Raw genomic sequence first — 20,958 nt, forward strand, 5'->3', positions numbered from 1 at the left:
GCACGGAGCATATCACCGCGCGTCGGCATCGCCACCGATCAGCATGAATAAACGGAACAGCACCACGCTGGTGAACAACTGCAGGAAGCTGTGGGCACTGTCCATCAACAGCCCCAGCAGCGGCGCAGGGTTGGGATACGCCGCGAGGCTGGCGCCTTTGAGCAACCACAGCGGGGTCATGACGCACAGCAGGCACACCAGGATCCGCCAGAAATGCCCACGGGTCAGACGGAAACTTTCCTTCATCGCCTCCAGCGCCGGCATGCCGCGCAGCACCAGCAGGTACTCGGCAAACGCCAGCACCACCATCAGCCACAGGCCAGGCAGGAAATACAGCGACAGGCCCAGCAGGATCAACAGGGTGCTCATGGCCGTCAGCAGGGCGAAGCGCGGCCACAGAGCCAGCGACATGGCCCAGACATCTTTGGTGCGCGGCGACTCACCACGGGTGCGCGCGTCGAGGAACAGAATCAAGGCGCCGGTGTACAGCGGGTACACCAATAAACCCACTACCACGCTGTAACCGGGAAACGCATCCGCGCCCAGCGTGTGGTCCAGTATCTGTTGCAGCAAGGCTTCGAGAATCACCAGCGGCAGGCATAACTGGACGATCGCGCCCAGGTTGCTGCGGGTAAAACGGAGGGAGTCGCGCAATACGTCTAACGGATTCATCAGGTTCATCGCAGGCCTGGAAACAAGGGCGACACTTTAACCGATCACGGTCAGAGGGTGACAAACGTAAACCTTGAGTAAAGACCATTGAAACAACTCGTAACACCCCCATAACTGGAAGGCACCTGACCTGATCACAGGCGGGACCAGAATTTCTACCGGCAATCTAACGAGGTCGCCATGAACAGCGAAGAGCAAACCCTGATCGATGGACTGTTTTCACGGTTGCAGCAAGCCGAAACGGACTCAGCCCCCCGCGACGCCCAGGCCGAAGCGCGGATCAAGGAGCACATGACTCGCCAACCGGCCGCCGGGTACTACATGACGCAGTCGATCCTGGTGCAGGAGCACGCGCTCAAGAGTCTCGACGCGCAGAACAAGCAACAGGCGCAGCAGATCCAGCAATTGCAGGATGAGTTACAGCGGGCCAAGTCCGCGCAACCGGCCCCGGCGAGCAGCGGTGGTTTCCTGTCGAGCATCTTTGGCGGCGGCGGTTCCCGTGACGCGCAACCGGCGTCGAGCGCTCCGGGCAATTCGGGCGGTGGCTGGCGCGAGCCTGCGCGGCCTTCGTTCGGCGGCCAGTCCGCGCCGCCGCAAAACTATCAACAACCACAACAACCACCCGCCGCCGCGCCCATGGGCAGCGGCTTTCTCGGTGGCGCGATGAAAACCGCCGCTGGCGTGGCCGGTGGTGTGTTGCTGGCAGAAGGCATCAGCAGCCTGTTCAACCACAACTCGCAACAGCCGCAGGTCGTGGAAGAAATAATCCGTGAAGAGCCGGCGCCCGCCAGTGACAACGGCAACTGGGGCAATGACGACCAGAAGTTCGCCGGCAATGACAACTGGGGCGGCAATAACTCGGACAGCTTCGCCGACAGCGATTATTCCGACGATTCCTCCTCCTTTGGCGACGACGACTCCTTCGTCTGACACTCCCGGTCCGGGGCGCTGCGGCGTCCCGGTCTGATTTTTTCCGGAAACTTTCTCGCGGCTGGCATACTGGCACCCTTTCCGGGCCCAGGCGCCTGGCTGTCATGAGGAAGTGCGGTGAAGAAAATTGCAGTGTTCGCCGATGTACAAAACCTCTACTACACCGTCCGCCAGGCGTATGGCTGCCACTTCAACTACGCCGCCCTGTGGGCAGACATCAGCTCCCGCGGGCAGATCGTCGAGGCGTACGCCTATGCCATCGACCGTGGCGACAGCAAGCAGCAGCAATTTCAGCAGATCCTGCGCAACCTGGGTTTTACGGTAAAACTCAAACCGTACATCCAACGCAGTGACGGCTCGGCCAAGGGCGACTGGGACGTGGGCATCACCCTCGACATCATGGACGCCGCCGACCACGTCGACGAAGTGGTACTGGCCTCCGGTGACGGGGACTTCGACATGCTGCTCGAACGCATCATTCAAAAGCATGGGGTTGAAGCCGTGGCCTACGGCGTGCCCGGGCTGACGGCCAACTCACTGATACGCGCCGCCAGCCGCTACGTGCCGATCGAAGGCGCGCTGCTGCTCAAATAAGCGCTGCGGCTCAATCAATTGTTAGACGGAGTTGGAACAGGTTTGGAACGTATAGCGGTCATCGACTTTGAAACCACCGGCATCACCCCGAGCAGCCACTGCCGGGCCACGGAAATCGCGGTGGTTATCCTCGAACGTGGCCAGATCGTGGACCGCTACCAGAGCCTGATGAACGCAGGTGTGCGCGTACCGAGCTTTATCGAACAACTCACCGGCATCAGCAACGCCATGCTGCGCAGCGCCCCGCCGGCCGAGCGGGTGATGAATGAGGTCAACGAATTCGTCGGCACCACGCCCTTGATGGCGCACAACGCCGCGTTCGACCAGAAGTTCTGGGATTACGAGCTGGGGTTGATTCGCCGGACGCGTTTGCAGAAATTCGCCTGCTCGCTGTTGCTGGCACGTCGTCTGATGCCATCGGCACCAAACCACAAGCTCGGTACCCTCAACACCTACGCGAAACTGCCCCACACCGGCCAGGCTCACCGAGCGCTGGCGGATGCGGAAATGGCGGCCAACCTCACGGCGCACCTGGCCCAGGAACTGCGGCGTACCCACGGCTTGCGCGAACTGTCCCACGACCTGCTGTGCACTTTGCAGAAAGTGCCGGCGGCGAAGATCAATGAGCATTTGAAGAAGCATCGCGGGTTCTGACAGAACAACGCCGTTCAATATGTGGGAGGGGGCTTGTTCCCGATTGCGGCGGGTCAGCCACACATAAGCTGACTGATTCACTGCTATCGGGAGCAAGTCGAACCGTCGCACCGGCCCTCCCACATTGGTTATCGGTCGTTCATCGAGGCTGCACACACTCCAACGCCCGATCCACCACCCCTTCGCCATCTCCACCAAATGCATCACCGCCCGCTGCTGCACATCCATCGCCTCACCCGACGAGTGCGCAGTGCCCACCGCGCAATGCAGCAAATCCGCCGCATGGGCGAGGGCATCTTCGAGGCTCAGGTTGTCGTTCAGGATGAAGGGCGGGGCATCTTGAGGGCGTTTATCTGCTTTCTGAATGGTCAGTAGGCTCAGCCCTAGTGTTTCGTCAGACCGTTCTGGATTTTCCTTCTCCCACCTATCGCTCTTCGCCGCAACCTAACATCCCGCCTGTCATTTACGTAAAAGGACTACGTTATGCAGGAAAGCGATCTTCACACAGCAATCATGCGAAGCCAGCTTGAACTCCAACGGGACGGCATCGATTTCGGCTCAACTTCAAGCATGGCGTTTCATTTGGGTAATGCGATGACAAGCTGCCCGGCAGTCATAGTGTTGCCTCATTCACCAGGCTGGACCCATGGCGCCAGGTACCAGTTACTCAAGCCCATTCAGGCTGACTCCTCAGTGCCGAGCACCCCGTTTGACGAGCTCTGGACACCTACACAGCAACACCACGCCTTGACCGACGCGACGGTTCTGGCTGGTGCTGAGGGCATAGCTGTCAGCAAAATTGCCGTGGGCACCTGGGGCCGTGTCGGCGCCAGCAAAACGACTAGCCCGCTGAGTCTCACCGGGATGTGCTTTTTCCCTCGTACATTGATCAGGCAACCCACCTCGGCCAGAGTGGCAAAGGCAAATTTTGGCACCGTCCGGGTGTTTGGCATTGTTGGACGGGGTATTCCTTTCGTCGCTGGGGGGGTGGCTGTCTTTAATCTGGTCAGTGTCGGTAAGTGCGCCTATGAAACAAGCAACGGAAGGTAGCGCGACCAGAACCGAGATCAGCGAAAAGGTGATTCAGCTCTTCGTCGACATCATCGGTTTCATCGACCGAAGCCAGGTCACGGAGCAAACGGACTTCATCCATGACTTCACGATTATTGATGATGATTTGACCTGCTTTTTCATGCAGAACAAGTGGCAATTCAACTTGCAAGCGGCCCAGGAAGATTGGGATCACATCACTACCATCCAGCAGATAGTCGATTTGATTGTTGAACGCTCGAATTTGCGGTGCGGCCACTGACGCCATCGGGAGCAAGCCCCCTCCCACATTTTGAATGTATTCACAAATCAAACTGTGGGAGGGGGCTTGCTCCCGATGGCGGTAGATCAGCCACCATTTTTGCCATTGGTTTCCAACTGCCCCAACGGCACCCGCCGCTCTATCGCGCTCGACAAGATGATTGAGGTCTTGCTGAACCCGAACTTCGCCAGCCGATTGATCAAACGCTCCAACTCCGGCATCGACCCTACCGCCGCTTGCATGATCACGCACGGATCCCCTGTCACCCGATGGCATTCAGTCAGTTCGGGGATTTCGGCGAGTGCGTCATAAACCTTCTGGCTGCCATGGTTAGTCAGCCGCAGTTCGATCACGCACTGAATCGGCAAGCCCACCTTCGAAAAATCCACCTTGGCCTGGTATCCGGTGATCACCCCGCTGGCCTCCAGCTTGGCCACGCGCTCGGCTACGGCGGGGGCGGAAAGGTTTACCTTGCGGGCCAGTTGCGCGTAGGAGGCGCGGCCGTCTTCGAGCAGGGCGCTGAGGAGCATGCGGTCGTATTTGTCCATGATAAGGCTCCAATTGCACGTGGCTTTCGAAAGCACGGGTTATAGCCTTCATAACCATGATTTGAAAAGTGTATGGGCGGTTTAAACAGGTTTTGTAACTTATGTTTAACGACCTGCTTTTTTAGAATAAGCCTCTCTTATATCTGCCTTCGAGCCGCCCAATGCCTGGCACACGTCGCTTTCCCTTACCGTTGATCGCCGCCTTTTTTGCTTTGTATGTGATTTGGGGGTCTACCTACTTGGTGATCCGCATCGGCGTGGACTACTGGCCGCCGTTGTTGCTGGCGGGGATTCGATTCTGCACGGCGGGTGCGCTGATGTATGGCTACCTCAGATGGCGCGGCGTGCCAGCGCCGACGTGGCCACAATGGAAGGCCGCCGGGATGATCGGCATTTTGCTGCTCACCTTCGGCAATGGCGGCGTCACGTTGGCCGAACATGCAGGCGTGTCGTCTGGCGTCGCTGCACTGGCGGTGGCGACCGTGCCGCTGTTCACCTTGCTGTGCGGGTATTTCTGGGGCGCGCGCAATACGCGGCTGGAATGGGCCGGGGTGATCCTTGGGATTGTCGGCATCGCCATGCTCAACATGGGCAGCACGCTGCAATCGAGCCCGGTGGGCGCCGCCTTGTTGTTGTTCGCGGCGGCATCGTGGGCATTCGGGTCCGTGTGGAGTCGGCAGTTGTCGCTGCCCCAGGGCGCCATGGCCAGCGCTGCGGAGATGCTGGTGGCGGGCGTGGCATTGTTGATCGGCAGCGCGCTTTCCGGTGAGCACCTGCAGGCCATGCCGCCGCTGGAGGGTTGGCTGGCGTTGGCCTACCTGACGGTGTTCGGCTCAATCATCGCCTTCAACGCCTATATGTACCTGCTCAAGCACGTACGCCCGGCGGCGGCCACCAGCTATGCCTATGTGAACCCGGCGGTGGCGGTGTTGCTGGGGATTGTGTTCGTGGGTGAATCCATCGGCCTGGAAGAGGGCTTGGCCATGCTGGTGATTATCAGCGCCGTGCTGTTGATCAGTCTGCCCCAGTGGCGAAAGCCCAAGCCGGAAATAAGGTAAACTGCCGCGCAATTGCGACCTTGCGCTGAATTTTCCTACGGTAACTACATGACTTTCGCCACACTTGGCCTGATCGAACCCTTGCTGCGCGCCCTTGAGACGCTTGGCTACCAGACCCCGACGCCGGTGCAGGCGCAAGCCATTCCGGCGGTGCTGGCCGGTCGTGACCTCATGGCTGCGGCCCAGACTGGCACTGGCAAGACCGCAGGTTTTGCCTTGCCGTTGCTGCAACTGCTGACCATGGAAGGGCCGAAAGTCGCCGCCAACTCGGCGCGCGCGCTGATTCTGTGCCCGACCCGCGAACTGGCCGAGCAAGTTCATACCAGCGTTGCCGAATATGCCCAAAACCTGCCGCTGACCACCTACGCGGTCTATGGCGGCGTGAGCATCAACCCGCAGATGATGAAGCTGCGCAAGGGCGTCGACATCCTGGTTGCCACCCCTGGCCGCCTGATTGACCTGTTCCGCCAGAACGCGCTGAAGCTTAATCAGCTGCAGACCCTGGTGCTGGACGAAGCCGACCGCATGCTCGACTTGGGCTTCTCCGAGGAGCTGGCGAATATCTATCGCATGCTGCCGAAAAAGCGCCAGACCCTGCTGTTCTCCGCGACCTTCTCCGATGAGATTCGCACGCTGGCCGGGCAGATGCTCAACGACCCGCTGAGCATCGAAGTCAGCCCGCGCAACGTCGCCGCCAACACCGTTAAGCAATGGGTGGTGCCGGTGGACAAGAAGCGCAAGGCGGAGCTGTTTGTGCACCTGATGCGCAAAGGCCGCTGGAAGCAGGTGCTGGTGTTCGCCAAGACCCGTAACGGCGTGGACGCGCTGGTGGATAAGTTGCAGGGCCTGGGCATCAATGCCGACGGCATCCATGGCGACAAACCCCAGGCAACCCGCCAGCGTGCGCTGGATCGCTTCAAGAGCAGCGAAGTGCAGATCCTGGTGGCCACCGACGTGGCGGCCCGTGGCCTGGATATCGAAGACCTGCCGATGGTCGTCAACTTCGACCTGCCGATCGTGGCCGAAGATTACATTCACCGTATCGGCCGTACCGGGCGTGCGGGCAACACCGGTGAGGCGATTTCCCTGGTGTGCGCCGATGAAGTGAACATGCTGTCGGCCATCGAGATGCTGACCCGTCAGACCTTGACCCGCAAAATGGAGCAGGACTTCGAGCCGGAGCACCGCGTGCCGGATACCGATGCCAGTGGGCAAGTGGTGAAGAAGCCGAAAAAGCCGAAGAAGCCTAAGGCGTCCGGTGGTGGCGGTGGTAAGCGCAACCTGGGTAAGTGGGTGGACAGTGGTGAAGTGGCGCCGTCGGAACCGTCGATTAAGCCGGTGCGCAAGGTGCCTGTTTTCAACACCGGACCGCGTAAGAAGAAGTGATTTTGCGCTGTGGCTGATGGCCTCATCGGGAGCAAGCCCCCTCCCACATTTGAAGGTGTTCACAATTCAAATGTGGGAGGGGGCTTGCTCCCGATAGCGGACTTGAGCTCACCGCAATCTCAAGCGTTCAACCACTCCAACACCCCCCGCCCAGCCGCTCTGCCACTGGCAAAACACCCCGTCAGCAAATACCCGCCGGTCGGCGCTTCCCAGTCCAGCATCTCCCCCGCACAAAACACCCCAGGCAATTGCTTGAGCATCAAGCGCTCATCCAACGCTTCAAACGGCACGCCGCCTGCCGTACTGATCGCCTCGTCTATTGGCCGCGTCTTCACCAGCGTCAACGGCAGGGCCTTGATATCCACCGCCAGTTGCGCCGGATCATTGAAGTGATCGGCTGGCGCCAACTCACGCAACAACGCCGCCTTGACCCCGTCCAGCCCTAACTGACTGTGCAGATGCTTGCTCATCGAGCGTGAACCGCGCGGTTTGGCCAGCGCAGCTTGCACCTTGTCCAGCGGCTTGCTCGGCAGCAAGTCGATATGCACGGTGGCCGCGCCGTCGCGGTTGATCGCCTCACGAATTGGTGCCGACAGCGCATAGATCAGGCTGCCTTCAATACCGGTGGCGGTGACCACACATTCGCCGAGCCGAGGTTTGTCGTCACCCAAACCGATGGCGACATTTTTCAACGGAGCGCCGGCGAATTTGCTCACCATCAATTCGCTCCAGGCCGACACTTCGAAGCCGCAGTTGCTCGGTTGCAGTGCCACGTAAGGCACGCCTTTGTCCTCCAGCAGCTTGAGCCACGCACCATCTGAGCCCAGTCGTGACCAACTGCCGCCGCCCAGTGCCAGCAGCACGGCATCGCTGCGCACGGCTTTCTCGCCTTCAGGGCTGTGGATAAGTAAATCACCTTCGGCATTCCAGCCGGTCCAACGATGCCGGGTGTGGATAACCACGCCTTGGTCACGCAGGCGCTTGAGCCAGGCGCGAAGCAGCGGGGCGGCTTTCATGTCCGTAGGAAACACTCGGCCGGAGGTGCCGACAAAGGTCTCGATACCCAACCCATGTATCCATTCGCACAACGCTTCGGCACCAAACCCACGCAGCAGCGGCGCCATCTGCGGCGCGCGCTCGGCGTAGCGCGAGAGGAAGGCCGGGTAAGCCTCGGAGTGGGTGATGTTCATGCCGCCCACACCCGCCAGCAGGAATTTTCGCCCCACTGATGGCATGCCGTCATACAGATCTACGCGCACCCCGGCCTGGCTCAAGACTTCGGCGGCCATCAGCCCGGTAGGGCCGCCGCCGATAATAGTGACGTGGTGAGGTGCGGTCTGAGGCATGGGTAGGGCTACGGTGGCGTGAATAGGCCGAGCATTCTACCCGACGTCAGCCAGGCTGCCTGATCAAAAAACGTACACTTTCCTACAGGTCCTATGCCTGCTGGCTTTCAGCCGCTTACGCTCAAGTTATCCACAGGCCGTTCCACAGCCATTGTGGGTAAGCGCACAACTCAATGACAACCTGATGACGTCCACACCCGTTGCGCACTGTGGTGCAGGATGCCGTGGCGACGGGCCAAGGCTGGGCGGTCTTTGCTGTAGCCGCCGCCAATCACGCCCATCACCGGAATGTCGCGGCCCAGACAGTGGCGCATGACGCTCTCATCGCGGGCGGCCACGCCTTCGTCTGTCAGCTTGAGGTACCCGAGGGCGTCGTCTTTATGCACATCCACGCCTGCGTCGTACAGCACCAGGTCGGGTTGGTAGAGCGGCAGCAGGTAGTTGAGGGCGTCATCGACCACGCGCAGGTAATCGGCATCGCCCATGCCCATGGGCAGTGGGATGTCCCAATCGCTTTGGGCCTTGCGCGCCGGGAAGTTCTTTTCGCAGTGCAGCGACACCGTGATGGCATCCGGCGTGTCGTGGAGGATGCGCGCGGTGCCATCGCCCTGATGCACGTCACAGTCGAAGATCAACACGCGGCTGACCCGGCCGCTGGCCAGCAGGTAATGGCTGATCACCGCCAGGTCATTGAAGATGCAAAAGCCCGCCGGGTAATCGTAATGCGCGTGATGCGTGCCGCCCGCCAGGTGACAGGCCAGACCGTGCTCAAGCGCTTGCTCCGCCGCCAGGATCGAGCCGCCGACCGCGCGCACGGTGCGCCGGGCCAGGGCTTCGCTCCAGGGCAGGCCAAGGCGGCGCTGGTCTTCGCGGGACAACTCGCCGCTCATGTAGCGTTCGATATACCCAGGCTCGTGGGCCAGGGCCAGGATGTCGGCAGGGCACAGCTGCGGGCGCAGCAGTTGGCTGTCTTCGGTCAGGCCGGTGGCCACCAAGTGGTCGCGCAACAGGCGGAACTTGTCCATGGGGAATCGGTGGTCCGCCGGGAACTCGGGGCTGTAGTCATCGTGGTAGATCAATGGCAAAGGCATGGGATTTTCTGACGGGAACCTGCGAAGGATCTTACCAGCGCTGTACACTCACGCACATGGCAAGGGGAGGGGACCCGTGGAGTCGATACTCGAATTGGAAAGTGCTCGCCTGGTGCTGCGCCAATGGCGCGACAGCGACCTGACGGCCTTCGCAAGCATGTGCGCCGACCCACACGTGATGCGTTATTTCCCGGCCAAGCTGAGCCACCTGGAAAGCGCCGCACTGATCGGGCGGATACGCGGCCACTTCGCTGAATATGGCTTTGGCCTCTGGGCGCTGCAGCGCAAGGACAGCGGTGAGTTCATCGGCCTGACCGGGTTGCAGCATGTCAGCTTTGACGCGGACTTTACCCCAGCAGTAGAAATTGGCTGGCGCCTGGCCCGCGAGCATTGGGGCCTGGGCTATGCCAGCGAGGCGGCGTGGACTGCATTGCGTTGTGGTTTCGACCGTTTGCAGCTGGATGAAATCGTTGCCTTCACCACCGAAGCCAATCTGCCATCACAAAAAGTCATGCAGGCCATAGGTATGCATTACGATCCCCTGGCAGATTTTGAACACCCCAAGGTCGCAGCCGATGACCCGCTGCGCCCACATGTTTTGTACCGCATCACCCGCGCCCAATGGTTGGACACGCTGCACGGATAGCAGCCCGGAATGCCCCATAGATTGTAGGAGTTGCTCTATGAGCCAAGTATTGGAAGATCTGGTGGACCTGCTGACCCTGGAGCCGATCGAGGAAAACCTCTTTCGCGGCCGCAGCCAGGACCTGGGTTTTCGCCAACTGTTCGGCGGTCAGGTGCTCGGCCAGTCGCTGTCGGCGGCCAGCCAGACCGTTGAAGAAGCGCGCCACGTGCATTCCCTGCACGGTTATTTCCTGCGCCCCGGCGATGCCGCGTTGCCGGTGGTTTATTCGGTTGACCGTGTGCGTGATGGCGGCAGTTTCAGCACGCGCCGCGTGACCGCGATTCAGAAGGGCCACCCGATCTTCACCTGCACCACGTCGTTCCAGTACGACGAAGAAGGCTTCGAGCACCAGACCACCATGCCCGTGGTGGTCGGCCCGGAAAACCTGCCGTCGGAGCTGGAATTGACCCAGCAGCGCGCGCACCTGATCCCCGAGCACATGCGTGACAAGCTGCTGTGCCCGAAGCCGATTGAAGTGCGACCGGTCACCGAAAAAGACCCGTTCAACCCGCAGCCGTCCGACCCGGTCAAGTACGTGTGGTTTCGTGCCGACGGCGCGTTGGCCGACACACCGGCGCTGCATAAATACCTGCTGGCCTACGCTTCGGACTTTGGCCTGCTGACCACCTCGTTGCTGCCCCACGGCAAGACCGTTTGGCAGAAAGACATGCAGGTCGCCAGCCTCGACCACGCGTTGTGGTTCCACGCGGATCTGCGTGCCGATGACTGGTTGCTCTACGCCATGGACAGCCCGTGGGCCGGCAATTCCCGTGGGTTCTCCCGTGGCAGCGTGTACAACCGCGCCGGGCAACTGGTGGCCTCGGTCACCCAGGAAGGCTTGATTCGCCATCGCAAGGATTGGGCATGAGCCTGAGGGAGGTTAAGCACTGGGTGTTCGACATGGACGGCACCCTCACGGTGGCCGTGCATGACTTCGCGGCGATTCGCGTGGCGTTGGACATTCCCCCCGAGGACGACATCCTCACTCACCTCAGCGCATTGCCGGCGGACATCGCGGCGGCCAAGCATGCCTGGTTGTTGGAGCATGAGCGCGAGTTGGCACTCGGTTCTGTTGCGGCTGAAGGCGCGGTGCAATTGGTACGCGAATTGGCCGGGCGCGGTTATCGCCTGGGCATCCTGACTCGCAATGCGCGGGAGCTGGCGCATATCACCCTGGAGGCGATTGGCCTGGCGGACTGCTTTGCCGTGGACGATGTGCTGGGGCGCGACGATGCGCCACCCAAGCCCGATCCGGGTGGGTTATTGAAATTGGCGGCGGCGTGGGATGTATCGCCGAGCGAGATGGTGATGGTCGGCGATTACCGTTTTGACCTGGACTGCGGCCGGGCGGCGGGTGCCAGGACGGTGTTGGTCAACCTGCCGGAGAATCCGTGGCCGGAGCTGGCGGATTGGCATGCTGAAGATTGTGCTGCATTGCGCCGGATGATTTAACCCAAGCAATAGAGATCAAATGTGGGAGGGGGCTTGCCCCCGATCACGGTCTGTCAGTTAAAAAATTGCTGACTGACACACTGCTATCGGGGGCAGGCCCCCTCCCACATGTTGAGACTGTTTCTTCAGGTATTACTGAGTGAACAGCACCTTCTGCCCTTCGAGCGAAGTAAATATCTCATCCCCGTTATGCCCCACCCCTGGCACCTCAACCAGCGTCTGGCTCAACTGCGGATGCCGGTGTTTGAGGTAGTCAAAATAGTTATGCCCACGCATCAGCCGATAGGCGCCCTGTGTCTCTGCCTCACAGCTTTTATCCAACGCAGGATGGTTCGGATCAGTGTCTTGCTGGCCCAGCAGGTAGGTGATGTCCCGTGACACGTAGGCCTGCTCCAACTGCTCGGCGCTTTGCCCTTTGGCGTAGGCCGGCAGGTGTTGCAGGCCGTACTTCCAATCGTTGAAGCCTGGGCAACTGGCGGTATCGAACTGCACCGGTCGCTGTCGGCTGAAGTAGGCATAGGACGACGGGTTGGCCACCACATAGCGCAGGCGGATGCCTTCGTTTTTCAGGGTTGGGTGATCATGGCCGGTGAGGGCGAAGCGCTGCACTACCTGGCCACCGCCGGAATGGCCGGCGACGACGATTTCCTTTAAAGCTGGAAACAGTGTGCGGTTGCCCAGGTGCTTGATGATCTGGTCAAGGGCGCCGTAGGAGCTGATCTGGCCTGGGCCGGTGGAAGGCTCGCCGGCCATCCAGTCGTTGCCGTTCCAGCGCAGTACTTGGCCGTCCAGATGGTTGCGCTTGATGTCGGACGCATTCAGAAACTGCGGCGCGATGACTAGCGTATTCGCGCTAACGCCTGCGTGCTCGGCGGCATCGATACCGCTTTGCAGGTAGGTCTGCGCATTGCGTAGGCGACCATGCACAAGAATCAGGGCGCGGGTGACATTAGGCAGCGGCTGGCGCCAGTCCTGGCTCACGCCGAGGCTGAGGTCGCCGGCGTCCAGGTGAAAACGATCGGGGCTGACGACTTTGACGCCGTGTTCAGCCGCCAGGGTTGAACACGACACTAATAAAACCAGCAGCAAGCCCCATCGCTTATTCATTTAAAGACTCTTGGCCGTGAAGGTGTCGCATTGGGTGATCTGGCCCTGGGCGAAACCGGTCTTGAACCAGCGAACCCGCTGTGCCGAGGTGCCGTGGGTAAACGAGTCCGGCACCACGCGCCCTTGACCCTGTTGCTGCAAGCGATCATCGCCGATGGCGTTGGCTGCGTTCAGGGCTTCTTCAATGTCGCCGGCTTCCAGCCAGTTCAGGCGTTTTTGCGCACGGTTGGCCCACACGCCGGCAAAACAGTCGGCTTGCAGCTCCTGGCGTACCAGTAGACCGCCGTCGCCTTGCATCTGCCGACCCTGTTGGCGCGCATTCTGGATCTTCGAGGAAATACCGAGCAACGTCTGCACATGGTGCCCAACTTCGTGGGCGATCACGTAGGCCTGGGCGAAATCGCCGGAGGCCTGGAAGCGTTGGGACATTTCTCGGAAGAAATCCAGGTCCAGGTAGACCTGCTGGTCAGCCGGGCAATAGAACGGACCGCTGGCCGAGGTGGCGCCACCACAGGCGGAATTGACCCGGCCACGGAACAGGATCAGTTTCGGGTTCTTGTATGTCAGGCCGTTTTCCTGAAACACCTGAGCCCAGGTGTCTTCGGTATCGCCGAGCACTGCGCGGACGAAATCGGCGTGTTCATCATTTGCCGGCGGCGCTTGGCGCGACTGCGTGCTGACGGACGGCGCCTGTTCCATTTGGCCGGTCAATTGGCCGAGGATCTGCATCGGGTCCTGGCCGGTCAGCCAGCCAATGCCGACGATCAGCACAATCGCCGTCAGGCTCAAACCCTTGCCACCGCCAAAACGCATGCCGCCACCGCCGCCGCCACTGTCCTCGCGGGCATCCACCACGTTGTCGCTGCGTCGGCCTTTTTTCCATAGCATGGGGGCAATCCTCTTGATGAACGGTCCTACAAAAATGTGGTTTGAGTATGGCCGGTCTTAGCGGCAATACCCTTCTCCGGTGGCGACGATCAGGCAGTCTTTTTTATCGGCCAGCCATTTCAGCCCAGTGGCTTCGCCGTCGCCGGCACGCAGCAATTGCGGGCCGTCCGGGCGGGTGAAGGCGATACCGTCTTCAGCTGCTTCGCCCTTGAAGGTGCCGGAATCGTCCGCATCAAGGCCGTATTGCATGGTGAGAACGTAGTGGCCACGGCCGATGGTGTCGTCCTTGGCGATAGTCAGGTTCAGGCCTTCGACGCCGATCCACTTGCCGACCCATTTATCGGTGGGTGGGGTCTCGGGCACCAGGGTGGCCTGCACAGAGGCTGGCGCGGGTTTGGGCGTTTCCTTGGCCTCCTGGTTGCAGGCGCTGAGCAGGGCAAGGGTAGACAGAACAAAGAGGGTTTTTTTCATAGCAGCAGGCCTTGGTTAAAAAGTGTGCAGCACGGGGGCGAACGTGCAGGGTTGGACTCGGTTCCCGTGATTTAGTGCGCTGTTCGCCCGGTGTTTGGTTATGCTCTTTGGGCAGACTTCGGCCCGGCTGCTAGATTACCGGGTTGAGTGCTTCTTCGTTCAGCGCTCAGCGTTCCGCTCGCCACGCAAGAGAATTCAATGACCCTTAGTACCCCGTTGTCCGGCATCAACCATCCCTTCAAAGGCATTTTGCTGATTGTGGCGGCGACGTTCCTGTTCTCCAGCCACGACGCCTTGTCCAAATACTTGGCCGGTTTTTACCCGATTGTGATGGTGGTATGGGCGCGCTACCTGGTGCACACCTTGTTGATGGCCGGTATTTTCCTGCCGCAATCAGGCTTGCGCGTGCTGCGCAGCAAACGGCCAGGCATGCAGGTGGTGCGGGCGTTGTGCCTGTTGGGCACCAGCCTGTTTTTTACCTCGGCCCTGCATTACATCCCGCTGGCGGAGGCCACGGCGGTGAACTTCCTGGCGCCGATCCTGGTGACCGCGCTGTCGGTGCCGCTGCTGGGTGAGCACGTCACGCGTGGCCAATGGCTGGCGGTGATCTGCGGGTTTGTCGGCGTGCTGGTGATCATCCATCCCGGCGGTGAACTCTTCACCCCGGCGGTGTTGCTGCCGCTGTGCTCGGCGCTGTTCTTCTGCTTCTACCAGTTGCTCACACGCATCCTCAGCCAGTACGACACGCCTACCACGAGCAATTTCTTCGCCGGGCTGTGCAATACCCTGGTGATGAGCGCGATGGTGCCGTTCTTCTGGCAGATCCCCACGCTGTGGCATGGGGTGATGATGCTGGCGCTGGGCACGTGCGGGATGACCGCGCACTTGATGCTGACCCAGGCGTTCCGCTTTGCGGCGCCGGCCTTGCTGGCGCCGTTCGGCTATTGCCAGATTGTGTTTGCGGGGTTGTTGGGTTGGCTGGTGTTCAGCCATACCCCCGATATGACCACGGTGGTGGGTATCGGGGTGATCTGCATGAGCGGGTTGGCCGCTGCCTGGCAGCAGCGGCGTCGGTAAATCAGGCGTCGACGGTAGGAATCTTGCGCGGCGCCATGAAGTACATCCACGTCAGCGCTATGAAGTACATCGCCGGGATCAAGGTGAACAACACGGTGTAGTTGTTGTTGGTCACGGTGAGGATATGGCCGACGATCTGGGTCATGAACATGCCGCCGATGGCTGCGCACATGCCGCCGAAGCCGAACACGGTGCTCATCATGTGCTTGGGCGTGTAGTCCATCACCAGGCTCCAGATGTTGGCGGTCCAGGCCTGATGCGCGCCGATGGCCAGGGAGATGGCAAATACCGCGACCCACAGTTGGCTGGAACCGGCCGCCATGATCACGCCGACGATGCAGCAGGCAAACAGCAGCATCGACAACAGCCGCGCCTTGATCGAGTTCATCCCACGGCCGATCAGGAATGACGACAGGATGCCCCCACCCACGCTGCCGAAGTCGGCGGTCAGGTAGATGATGATCAATGGGATGCCCATCTGGGTCACGTTGATGCCCAGGTTGTATTGCTGGTTCAGGAACGGCGGCAGCCAATACAGGTAAAACCAGAACACCGGCGCGGTCAGTGCGTAGGCAATCGCAAAGGCCCAAGTGCCGCGCATACGCAGGATTCGGCTGAACGGTACGCCAGGCTGTTCCGGCTCGACTTCCCGTTGCACGTAATCCAATTCTGATTGTTTAACGTTCGGATGATCTTCCGGGTTGTAGTACTTCAACCCCCAGAACACCAACCAGATCGCGCCCAGCGATGCCATGCACAGGAAGGCAGCCTGCCAGCCCCACACATGCAGGATCAGCGGCAGCAGCATTGGCGTCATCATCGCGCCAACGTTGGTACCGGCGTTGAAAATCCCGGTTGCCACGGCGCGCTCACCGGCGGGGAACCACAGGCGCGTGGTCTTGACGCAGGCCGGGTAGTTGGCGGCTTCGGTCAGCCCAAGGATAAAGCGACAGACCATAAAGCCGACGGCCGAGGTGGCCAGGCCGTGGGCGCCGGTGGCCAGGCTCCACAGCAGCACCGCGCAGAAGAACACGCGTTTCACGCCGACCTTGTCGATCAATCGGCCTTGCAGCACAAAGCCAATCGCGTAGCCCACCTGGAACCAGAAGTTGATGTTGGCGTAGTCCATCGCCGTCCAGCTCATCTCTTTGGCGAGGATCGGTTGCATCACGCCCAAGGCAGCGCGGTCGATGTAGTTGAGGGTGGTGGCGAAGAACACCAGGGCCAACATGCCCCAGCGAGTTTTACCGACGGCCATGGCGCCGCGGATCTTGTCGCCGATGCCGGCGTGCGGGGTGCCGGGGCGCGAAGCCAGGGCGGAGTTTTGCGAAGGCATGTGGTTGTACCCGTTTTTTGAAATTTTTATGGTGTGTTCTGGGTCTTTTCTAAACGTTGGTGCGGGATCGATGGTGCGCAGCGGCTAAAAAATCGTCAATTCGCCAAAGAGGCTTAGTGTTCGATAATCGCACCAAAAACTAACCGGTTCGTACATTTTAATTGCTGTGAGTAGTTTAGCGGCCAATAATTTGCCGTAAATAAGACGAGCCTTAAATGCCGGGAGTCGCGCTATGCAACGTTCCATTGCCACTGTTTCCTTGAGCGGCACCCTGCCGGAAAAGCTTGAAGCCATCGCCGCCGCTGGGTTTGACGGGGTTGAGATCTTCGAGAACGACCTGTTGTATTACGACGGCAGCCCACGGGAAGTTAGGCAGATGTGCGCCGACCTCGGCATCGCCATTACCTTGTTCCAGCCATTTCGCGACTTTGAAGGCTGCCGACGCGACCGTCTGGCACGCAACCTGGAACGGGCCGAGCGCAAATTCGACCTGATGCAGGAGCTGGGCACGGACCTGGTGCTGGTGTGCAGCAACGCCTCGGCCGATTGCGTCGGCGATGAACATATTCTCCTCGATGACTTGAGCCTGCTGGCCGAACATGCCGGGCGCCGCGGCTTGCGCATCGGTTATGAAGCGCTGGCCTGGGGCAAGCACGTGAACACCTGGCAACAGGTGTGGAATCTGGTGCGTCAGGTTGATCACCCAAGTCTCGGCGTGCTGCTCGACAGCTTCCATACCCTGTCGCTCAAGGGCGACCCAACTGCCATCGCCGAGATCCCAGGCGACAAGATCTTCTTTGTGCAAATGGCCGACGCGCCGATCCTGGCCATGGATGTGCTGGAGTGGAGCCGCCATTTCCGCTGCTTCCCCGGTCAGGGCGAATTCGATCTGGCGGGCTTTTTGGCGCCGATCATCAAGAGCGGCTACACCGGGCCGTTGTCCCTGGAAATTTTCAACGATGGTTTCCGTGCGGCGCCGACTCGGGCCAATGCCGCCGATGGCCTGCGTTCTCTGCTGTACCTGGAGGAGAAAACCCGCCAGCGCCTGGCCGAAGAGGCGCCTGCCACGCCGGTCGATATCCTGTTTGAAACCCCGGCGGCCAGCGAATACGACGGCATTGAATTCCTTGAGTTTGCGGTCGATGAAAACCTCGGTGCCAAGCTGACGAACTGGCTGGAACGCCTGGGTTTCGTCAAGGCCGGGCAGCACCGCTCCAAGAGTGTGAGCCTACTGCGCCAGGGCGATATCAACCTGATCCTCAACTGCGAACCCTATTCCTTCGCCCATAACTTTTTCGAAGCCCATGGACCGTCGTTGTGCGCCACGGCGATCCGGGTCAAGGACAGCGCCAAGGCTCTGGAGCGAGCGGTCGCCTATAAAGGCCAACCCTATCGCGGACTGGTCGGGCCTAACGAGCTGGAGTTGGCGGCCGTGCGCGCGCCGGACGGCAGCTTGATTTACCTGGTGGACCAGAGCGAGGGTGGTTTGTACGACACCGATTTCAATCTGCAATCCGCTGCGACCGACGCCGGTGGTTTGCTGCGTATCGACCACATGGCCATGGCCTTGCCGGCCGACAGCCTCGACAGTTGGGTGCTGTTCTATAAGAGCTTGCTGGACTTTGAAGCTGATGACGAAGTGGTGTTGCCCGACCCCTACGGCCTGGTGAAAAGCCGCGCATTGCGCAGCCGTTGCAGCTCGATTCGCCTGCCGCTGAACATCTCCGAAAACCGCAACACTGCCATTTCCCACGCGCTATCGAGCTATCGCGGTTCGGGCGTGCACCACATTGCCTTCGATTGCGCGGACATTTTCGCCGAGGTGCGCCGCGCGAAAGAGGCCGGCGTGCCGCTGTTGGATATCCCGCTCAACTATTACGACGACCTGGCTGCACGCTTTGATTTTGACGATGAGTTCCTCAGCGAGTTGGCGTACTACAACGTGTTGTACGACCGCGACGCCCAGGGCGGTGAGTTGTTTCATGTGTACACCGAACCGTTTGAAGGGCGGTTCTTCTTCGAGATCATCCAGCGCAAGAACGGTTACGCCGGCTACGGCGCGGCCAACGTGGCGGTGCGTCTGGCGGCGATGGCCAAATCCCGCAGCGGTGCAGTGCGTCAGGCACGTTTATAAGAGGGTGTCGGGTGCTTCCTTCGGGGAGCACCGGGCCCCATAATCGCGGCCTGCAAAATAAAAATGGCCGTGAGCGCACCATGACCTCAAGTCCCGAACTTCCCGAGGTGCCAGACGCACCGCGCAAGAGTCGTAAGAACAATCCGGAAAAGACCCGCGAGAACATCCTCCAGGAAGCCATTGTGGAGTTTGTCCAACAGGGCCTGTCCGGCGCTCGCGTGGACGCCATTGCCGAGCGCATCCACACCTCAAAACGCATGATCTATTACTACTTCGGCAGTAAAGAGCAGTTGTACGTTGAGGTTTTGGAAAAGCTCTACGGCGATATCCGCAACACCGAAGCACGCATGAACCTTACGGCGCTGGAGCCGCGTGAGGCGATTCGGCGGCTGGTGGAATTCACCTTTGATCACCACGATCAGAACGTGGATTTTGTGCGGATCGTCAGCATCGAAAATATCCACAATGCCGAGTACGTGAAACGCACCGACACGATCAAGGCGATGAACAGCAAGATCCTTGAAGGGTTGGGTGCGACATTGCGCCGAGGCGCCGAGATGGGGGTGTTCCGTGAAGGGCTGGAGCCGCTGGATGTGCACTTGCTGATCAACTCATTCAGCTTTTACCGCGTGTCCAACCGCCATACGTTCAGTGAGCTTTTTCAGATCGAGCTGTCGGATGAAGTGGTTAAACAGCGGCATCGCGAGATGATCTGCGAGTCGGTGTTGCGTTACCTGCAGGCCTGAATACAGCGCCTAAACCAATGTGGGAGGGGGCTTGCCCCCTCCACTTTTCAGGTATTCATGCTCTTGAAGTGCGCCAACATCCGCTGCGCATCCGCCACTTGACCACTGAACAATTCAAACGCTTTTACCGCCTGAAACACCGCCATATTGCCGCCATCCAACGTGCGGCAACCCAAGGCGCGGGCGTTGCGCAGCAGTTCGGTTTCCAGCGGGAAATACACGATTTCCGCGACCCACAATTGCGCCCGCAACAGAGTCGCCGGCACCGGCATACCCGGCAGTTTGGCCATGCCCATTGGCGTGGTGTTGACCAGACCATCGGCCTCGGCCATCGCGTTGTCTAAATCAAGACCCACTTGCGCACGACCGCTGCCGAAGCGCTGAGCGAGGTTATCCACAAGGTCGCGGGCGCGGCTGGCGTCCACGTCGAAAATGCTCAAGTGCTCCACACCCTCAGCCAACAGCGCATGGGCCACCGCCGCGCCCGCACCACCGGCGCCCATCTGCACCACGCGCTGACGTGGCACATCATTAAGGTTGCGCCGGAAACCTTCGGCGAACCCCAGGCAGTCGGTGTTGTGGCCGATGCGTTTGCCGTCCTTGAACACCACCGTATTCACCGCGCCGATACCCCGTGCTTCATCGGACAGTTCATCGAGCAGCGGGAGGATGGCCTGTTTGCACGGGTAGGTAATGTTCAGTCCGGTGAAGTGCATCTGCTCGGCTGCGCGCAGGAGGTCGGGCAGGGCGTTGGTGTCCAGGTGCAGCGGCTCCAGATCAATCAGGCGATACAGGTAACGCAAACCTTGGGCGTCGCCTTCCTGTTCATGCAGATCGGGGGTACGGGAAGCCTGGATACCGGCGCCGATCAGGCCGGCGAGGATGCGCTGTTTCATTGAACCGATCCCTTCAGCAATTGGCTGAAGTGTTCCAGGGCCAGGTGGTAGCCGTGGCTGCCAAAACCGGCGAGCACCGCTTTGGCGATGGGCGATACAAAGGAGTGATGACGAAATGCTTCGCGGGCATGCACGTTGGATAAATGCACTTCGATCACCGGCACTTCACTGGCCACCAGAGCGTCACGAATCGCCACCGAGGTGTGCGTCCAGGCCGCCGGATTGATCACGATACCGGCGCAACGGCCACGGGCGCCGTGGATCCAGTCCAGCAGTTCGCCTTCGTGATTGGTCTGGCGAAATTCGATTTTCAGCCCGAGCTTATCGGCACTGCGCCCGCACAGGGCGGCGACGTCGGCCAGGGTTTCATGGCCGTAGGTGGCGGGCTCGCGGGTGCCGAGCAGGTTGAGGTTGGGGCCGTTGAGCACCAGCACGATAGGCGGCATTGGGGGGTATCTCCACAGTTCTTGTTCGTTGTGCAGATAAAATGTACTGGTTAGTTAATTTGGTCAATTGATGGCGGCGGATGTGTTCGATTACCGAACTTTTAATCAGGTGTGCCCCTATCTGAATCG

At 60.3% G+C, this 20,958-nt stretch carries 23 protein-coding genes and 1 pseudogene; 13 read left to right on the plus strand and 11 right to left on the minus strand.

What is annotated here, in order from left to right:
• Positions 1-12: 12 nt before the first annotated feature.
• Positions 13-672, minus strand: a complete 660-nt coding sequence (locus CKW32_RS24635; RefSeq protein WP_032884770.1) for a YciC family protein — start codon at positions 670-672, stop codon at positions 13-15.
• 180 nt (positions 673-852) lie between these two features.
• Here CKW32_RS24635 and CKW32_RS24640 point away from each other — a divergent pair, with 180 nt between their 5' ends.
• From CKW32_RS24640 to CKW32_RS24650, 3 genes are all read left to right on the plus strand, one after another.
• Entirely contained in the window at positions 853-1,602 is a 750-nt protein-coding gene (locus CKW32_RS24640; RefSeq protein ID WP_095186220.1) for a DUF2076 domain-containing protein, read from the plus strand.
• A 117-nt stretch (positions 1,603-1,719) separates the two neighbouring features.
• A complete protein-coding gene (locus tag CKW32_RS24645) occupies positions 1,720-2,196 on the plus strand; it encodes an NYN domain-containing protein (protein WP_032884625.1) in 477 nt (158 codons plus the stop codon).
• Between the two features lie 42 nt (positions 2,197-2,238).
• Positions 2,239-2,850 (plus strand): PolC-type DNA polymerase III, encoded by a 612-nt coding sequence (locus CKW32_RS24650; RefSeq protein ID WP_095186221.1) that lies wholly within the window; start codon positions 2,239-2,241, stop codon positions 2,848-2,850.
• Positions 2,851-2,989: 139 nt separating this feature from the next.
• Here the strand turns inward: CKW32_RS24650 and CKW32_RS24655 are convergent.
• Positions 2,990-3,231, minus strand: a pseudogene (locus CKW32_RS24655) (DUF6124 family protein).
• A gap of 102 nt (positions 3,232-3,333) precedes the next feature.
• Here CKW32_RS24655 and CKW32_RS24660 point away from each other — a divergent pair.
• Positions 3,334-3,900, plus strand: a complete 567-nt coding sequence (locus tag CKW32_RS24660; protein WP_095186222.1) for a hypothetical protein — start codon at positions 3,334-3,336, stop codon at positions 3,898-3,900.
• Positions 3,878-4,162 (plus strand): acyl carrier protein, encoded by a 285-nt coding sequence (locus CKW32_RS24665; RefSeq protein WP_095186223.1) that lies wholly within the window; start codon positions 3,878-3,880, stop codon positions 4,160-4,162. The genes CKW32_RS24660 and CKW32_RS24665 overlap by 23 nt, the downstream gene beginning before the upstream one ends.
• An 86-nt stretch (positions 4,163-4,248) precedes the next feature.
• Here CKW32_RS24665 and CKW32_RS24670 read toward each other — a convergent pair whose 3' ends face one another.
• On the minus strand, positions 4,249-4,710 hold the full coding sequence (locus tag CKW32_RS24670; RefSeq protein ID WP_095186224.1) for an Lrp/AsnC family transcriptional regulator: 462 nt from the start codon (positions 4,708-4,710) through the stop codon (positions 4,249-4,251).
• Positions 4,711-4,871: 161 nt separating this feature from the next.
• Between CKW32_RS24670 and yedA the strand changes: the two genes are divergently transcribed.
• The gene (yedA, locus tag CKW32_RS24675; protein WP_032884630.1) at positions 4,872-5,768 is read left to right on the plus strand and encodes a drug/metabolite exporter YedA; all 897 of its coding nucleotides are present in this window, start codon (positions 4,872-4,874) and stop codon (positions 5,766-5,768) included.
• A 48-nt stretch (positions 5,769-5,816) separates the two neighbouring features.
• Entirely contained in the window at positions 5,817-7,154 is a 1,338-nt protein-coding gene (locus CKW32_RS24680) for a DEAD/DEAH box helicase (protein WP_032884631.1), read from the plus strand.
• A gap of 119 nt (positions 7,155-7,273) precedes the next feature.
• Here CKW32_RS24680 and CKW32_RS24685 read toward each other — a convergent pair whose 3' ends face one another.
• Both CKW32_RS24685 and CKW32_RS24690 read right to left on the minus strand, forming a co-directional pair.
• A complete protein-coding gene (locus CKW32_RS24685; RefSeq protein WP_032884632.1) occupies positions 7,274-8,500 on the minus strand; it encodes a TIGR03862 family flavoprotein in 1,227 nt (408 codons plus the stop codon).
• Positions 8,501-8,670: 170 nt separating this feature from the next.
• Complete coding sequence (locus CKW32_RS24690; protein ID WP_032884633.1) at positions 8,671-9,591, minus strand: histone deacetylase; 921 nt, start codon at positions 9,589-9,591, stop codon at positions 8,671-8,673.
• 76 nt (positions 9,592-9,667) lie between these two features.
• Here CKW32_RS24690 and CKW32_RS24695 point away from each other — a divergent pair, with 76 nt between their 5' ends.
• From CKW32_RS24695 to CKW32_RS24705, 3 genes are read left to right on the plus strand one after another with little or no spacing between them, the layout of a single operon-like run.
• Entirely contained in the window at positions 9,668-10,237 is a 570-nt protein-coding gene (locus CKW32_RS24695; protein ID WP_032884634.1) for a GNAT family N-acetyltransferase, read from the plus strand.
• Positions 10,238-10,274: 37 nt separating this feature from the next.
• Positions 10,275-11,144 carry an acyl-CoA thioesterase II gene (gene tesB, locus CKW32_RS24700; protein WP_032884635.1) on the plus strand — a complete coding sequence of 290 codons (870 nt, stop codon included), beginning with the start codon at positions 10,275-10,277 and terminating at the stop codon, positions 11,142-11,144.
• The gene (locus CKW32_RS24705) at positions 11,141-11,728 is read left to right on the plus strand and encodes an HAD family hydrolase (protein ID WP_032884636.1); all 588 of its coding nucleotides are present in this window, start codon (positions 11,141-11,143) and stop codon (positions 11,726-11,728) included. Before tesB ends, CKW32_RS24705 begins: the two co-directional genes overlap by 4 nt.
• A 132-nt stretch (positions 11,729-11,860) precedes the next feature.
• Here CKW32_RS24705 and CKW32_RS24710 read toward each other — a convergent pair whose 3' ends face one another.
• Genes CKW32_RS24710 through CKW32_RS24720 form a run of 3 tightly spaced genes read right to left on the minus strand, consistent with a single transcriptional unit; the run spans position 11,861 to position 14,194 of the window.
• Positions 11,861-12,835, minus strand: coding sequence for an alpha/beta hydrolase (locus CKW32_RS24710; protein WP_095186225.1), 975 nt, complete (start codon positions 12,833-12,835; stop codon positions 11,861-11,863).
• Positions 12,836-13,723: a neutral zinc metallopeptidase gene (locus tag CKW32_RS24715; protein WP_032884638.1), complete on the minus strand. Its 888-nt coding sequence runs from the start codon at positions 13,721-13,723 to the stop codon at positions 12,836-12,838.
• A 57-nt stretch (positions 13,724-13,780) separates the two neighbouring features.
• Positions 13,781-14,194, minus strand: a complete 414-nt coding sequence (locus CKW32_RS24720) for a membrane lipoprotein lipid attachment site-containing protein (protein ID WP_095186226.1) — start codon at positions 14,192-14,194, stop codon at positions 13,781-13,783.
• Positions 14,195-14,392: 198 nt separating this feature from the next.
• Here CKW32_RS24720 and CKW32_RS24725 point away from each other — a divergent pair, with 198 nt between their 5' ends.
• The gene (locus CKW32_RS24725) at positions 14,393-15,271 is read left to right on the plus strand and encodes a DMT family transporter (protein WP_032884640.1); all 879 of its coding nucleotides are present in this window, start codon (positions 14,393-14,395) and stop codon (positions 15,269-15,271) included.
• A 1-nt stretch (position 15,272) separates the two neighbouring features.
• Here CKW32_RS24725 and CKW32_RS24730 read toward each other — a convergent pair whose 3' ends face one another.
• Complete coding sequence (locus CKW32_RS24730) at positions 15,273-16,607, minus strand: MFS transporter (protein WP_032884641.1); 1,335 nt, start codon at positions 16,605-16,607, stop codon at positions 15,273-15,275.
• 232 nt (positions 16,608-16,839) lie between these two features.
• On the opposite strand from CKW32_RS24730, the gene quiC reads away from it, so the two are divergent.
• Together quiC and CKW32_RS24740 are read left to right on the plus strand one after the other, a co-directional pair.
• Entirely contained in the window at positions 16,840-18,741 is a 1,902-nt protein-coding gene (gene quiC, locus CKW32_RS24735) for a 3-dehydroshikimate dehydratase QuiC (RefSeq protein WP_095186227.1), read from the plus strand.
• 80 nt (positions 18,742-18,821) lie between these two features.
• Entirely contained in the window at positions 18,822-19,487 is a 666-nt protein-coding gene (locus CKW32_RS24740) for a TetR/AcrR family transcriptional regulator (protein ID WP_032884643.1), read from the plus strand.
• 47 nt (positions 19,488-19,534) lie between these two features.
• Here the strand turns inward: CKW32_RS24740 and CKW32_RS24745 are convergent, their stop codons facing one another.
• Together CKW32_RS24745 and aroQ are read right to left on the minus strand one after the other, a co-directional pair.
• The gene (locus CKW32_RS24745) at positions 19,535-20,383 is read right to left on the minus strand and encodes a shikimate dehydrogenase (RefSeq protein ID WP_095186228.1); all 849 of its coding nucleotides are present in this window, start codon (positions 20,381-20,383) and stop codon (positions 19,535-19,537) included.
• Complete coding sequence (gene aroQ / locus CKW32_RS24750; protein ID WP_095186229.1) at positions 20,380-20,829, minus strand: type II 3-dehydroquinate dehydratase; 450 nt, start codon at positions 20,827-20,829, stop codon at positions 20,380-20,382. The genes CKW32_RS24745 and aroQ overlap by 4 nt, the downstream gene beginning before the upstream one ends.
• Positions 20,830-20,958: the final 129 nt, after the last annotated feature.

The sequence above is a fragment of the Pseudomonas sp. Irchel 3H9 genome (genome assembly GCF_900187495.1).
Taxonomy (GTDB): Bacteria; Pseudomonadota; Gammaproteobacteria; order Pseudomonadales; family Pseudomonadaceae; genus Aquipseudomonas; species Aquipseudomonas sivasensis.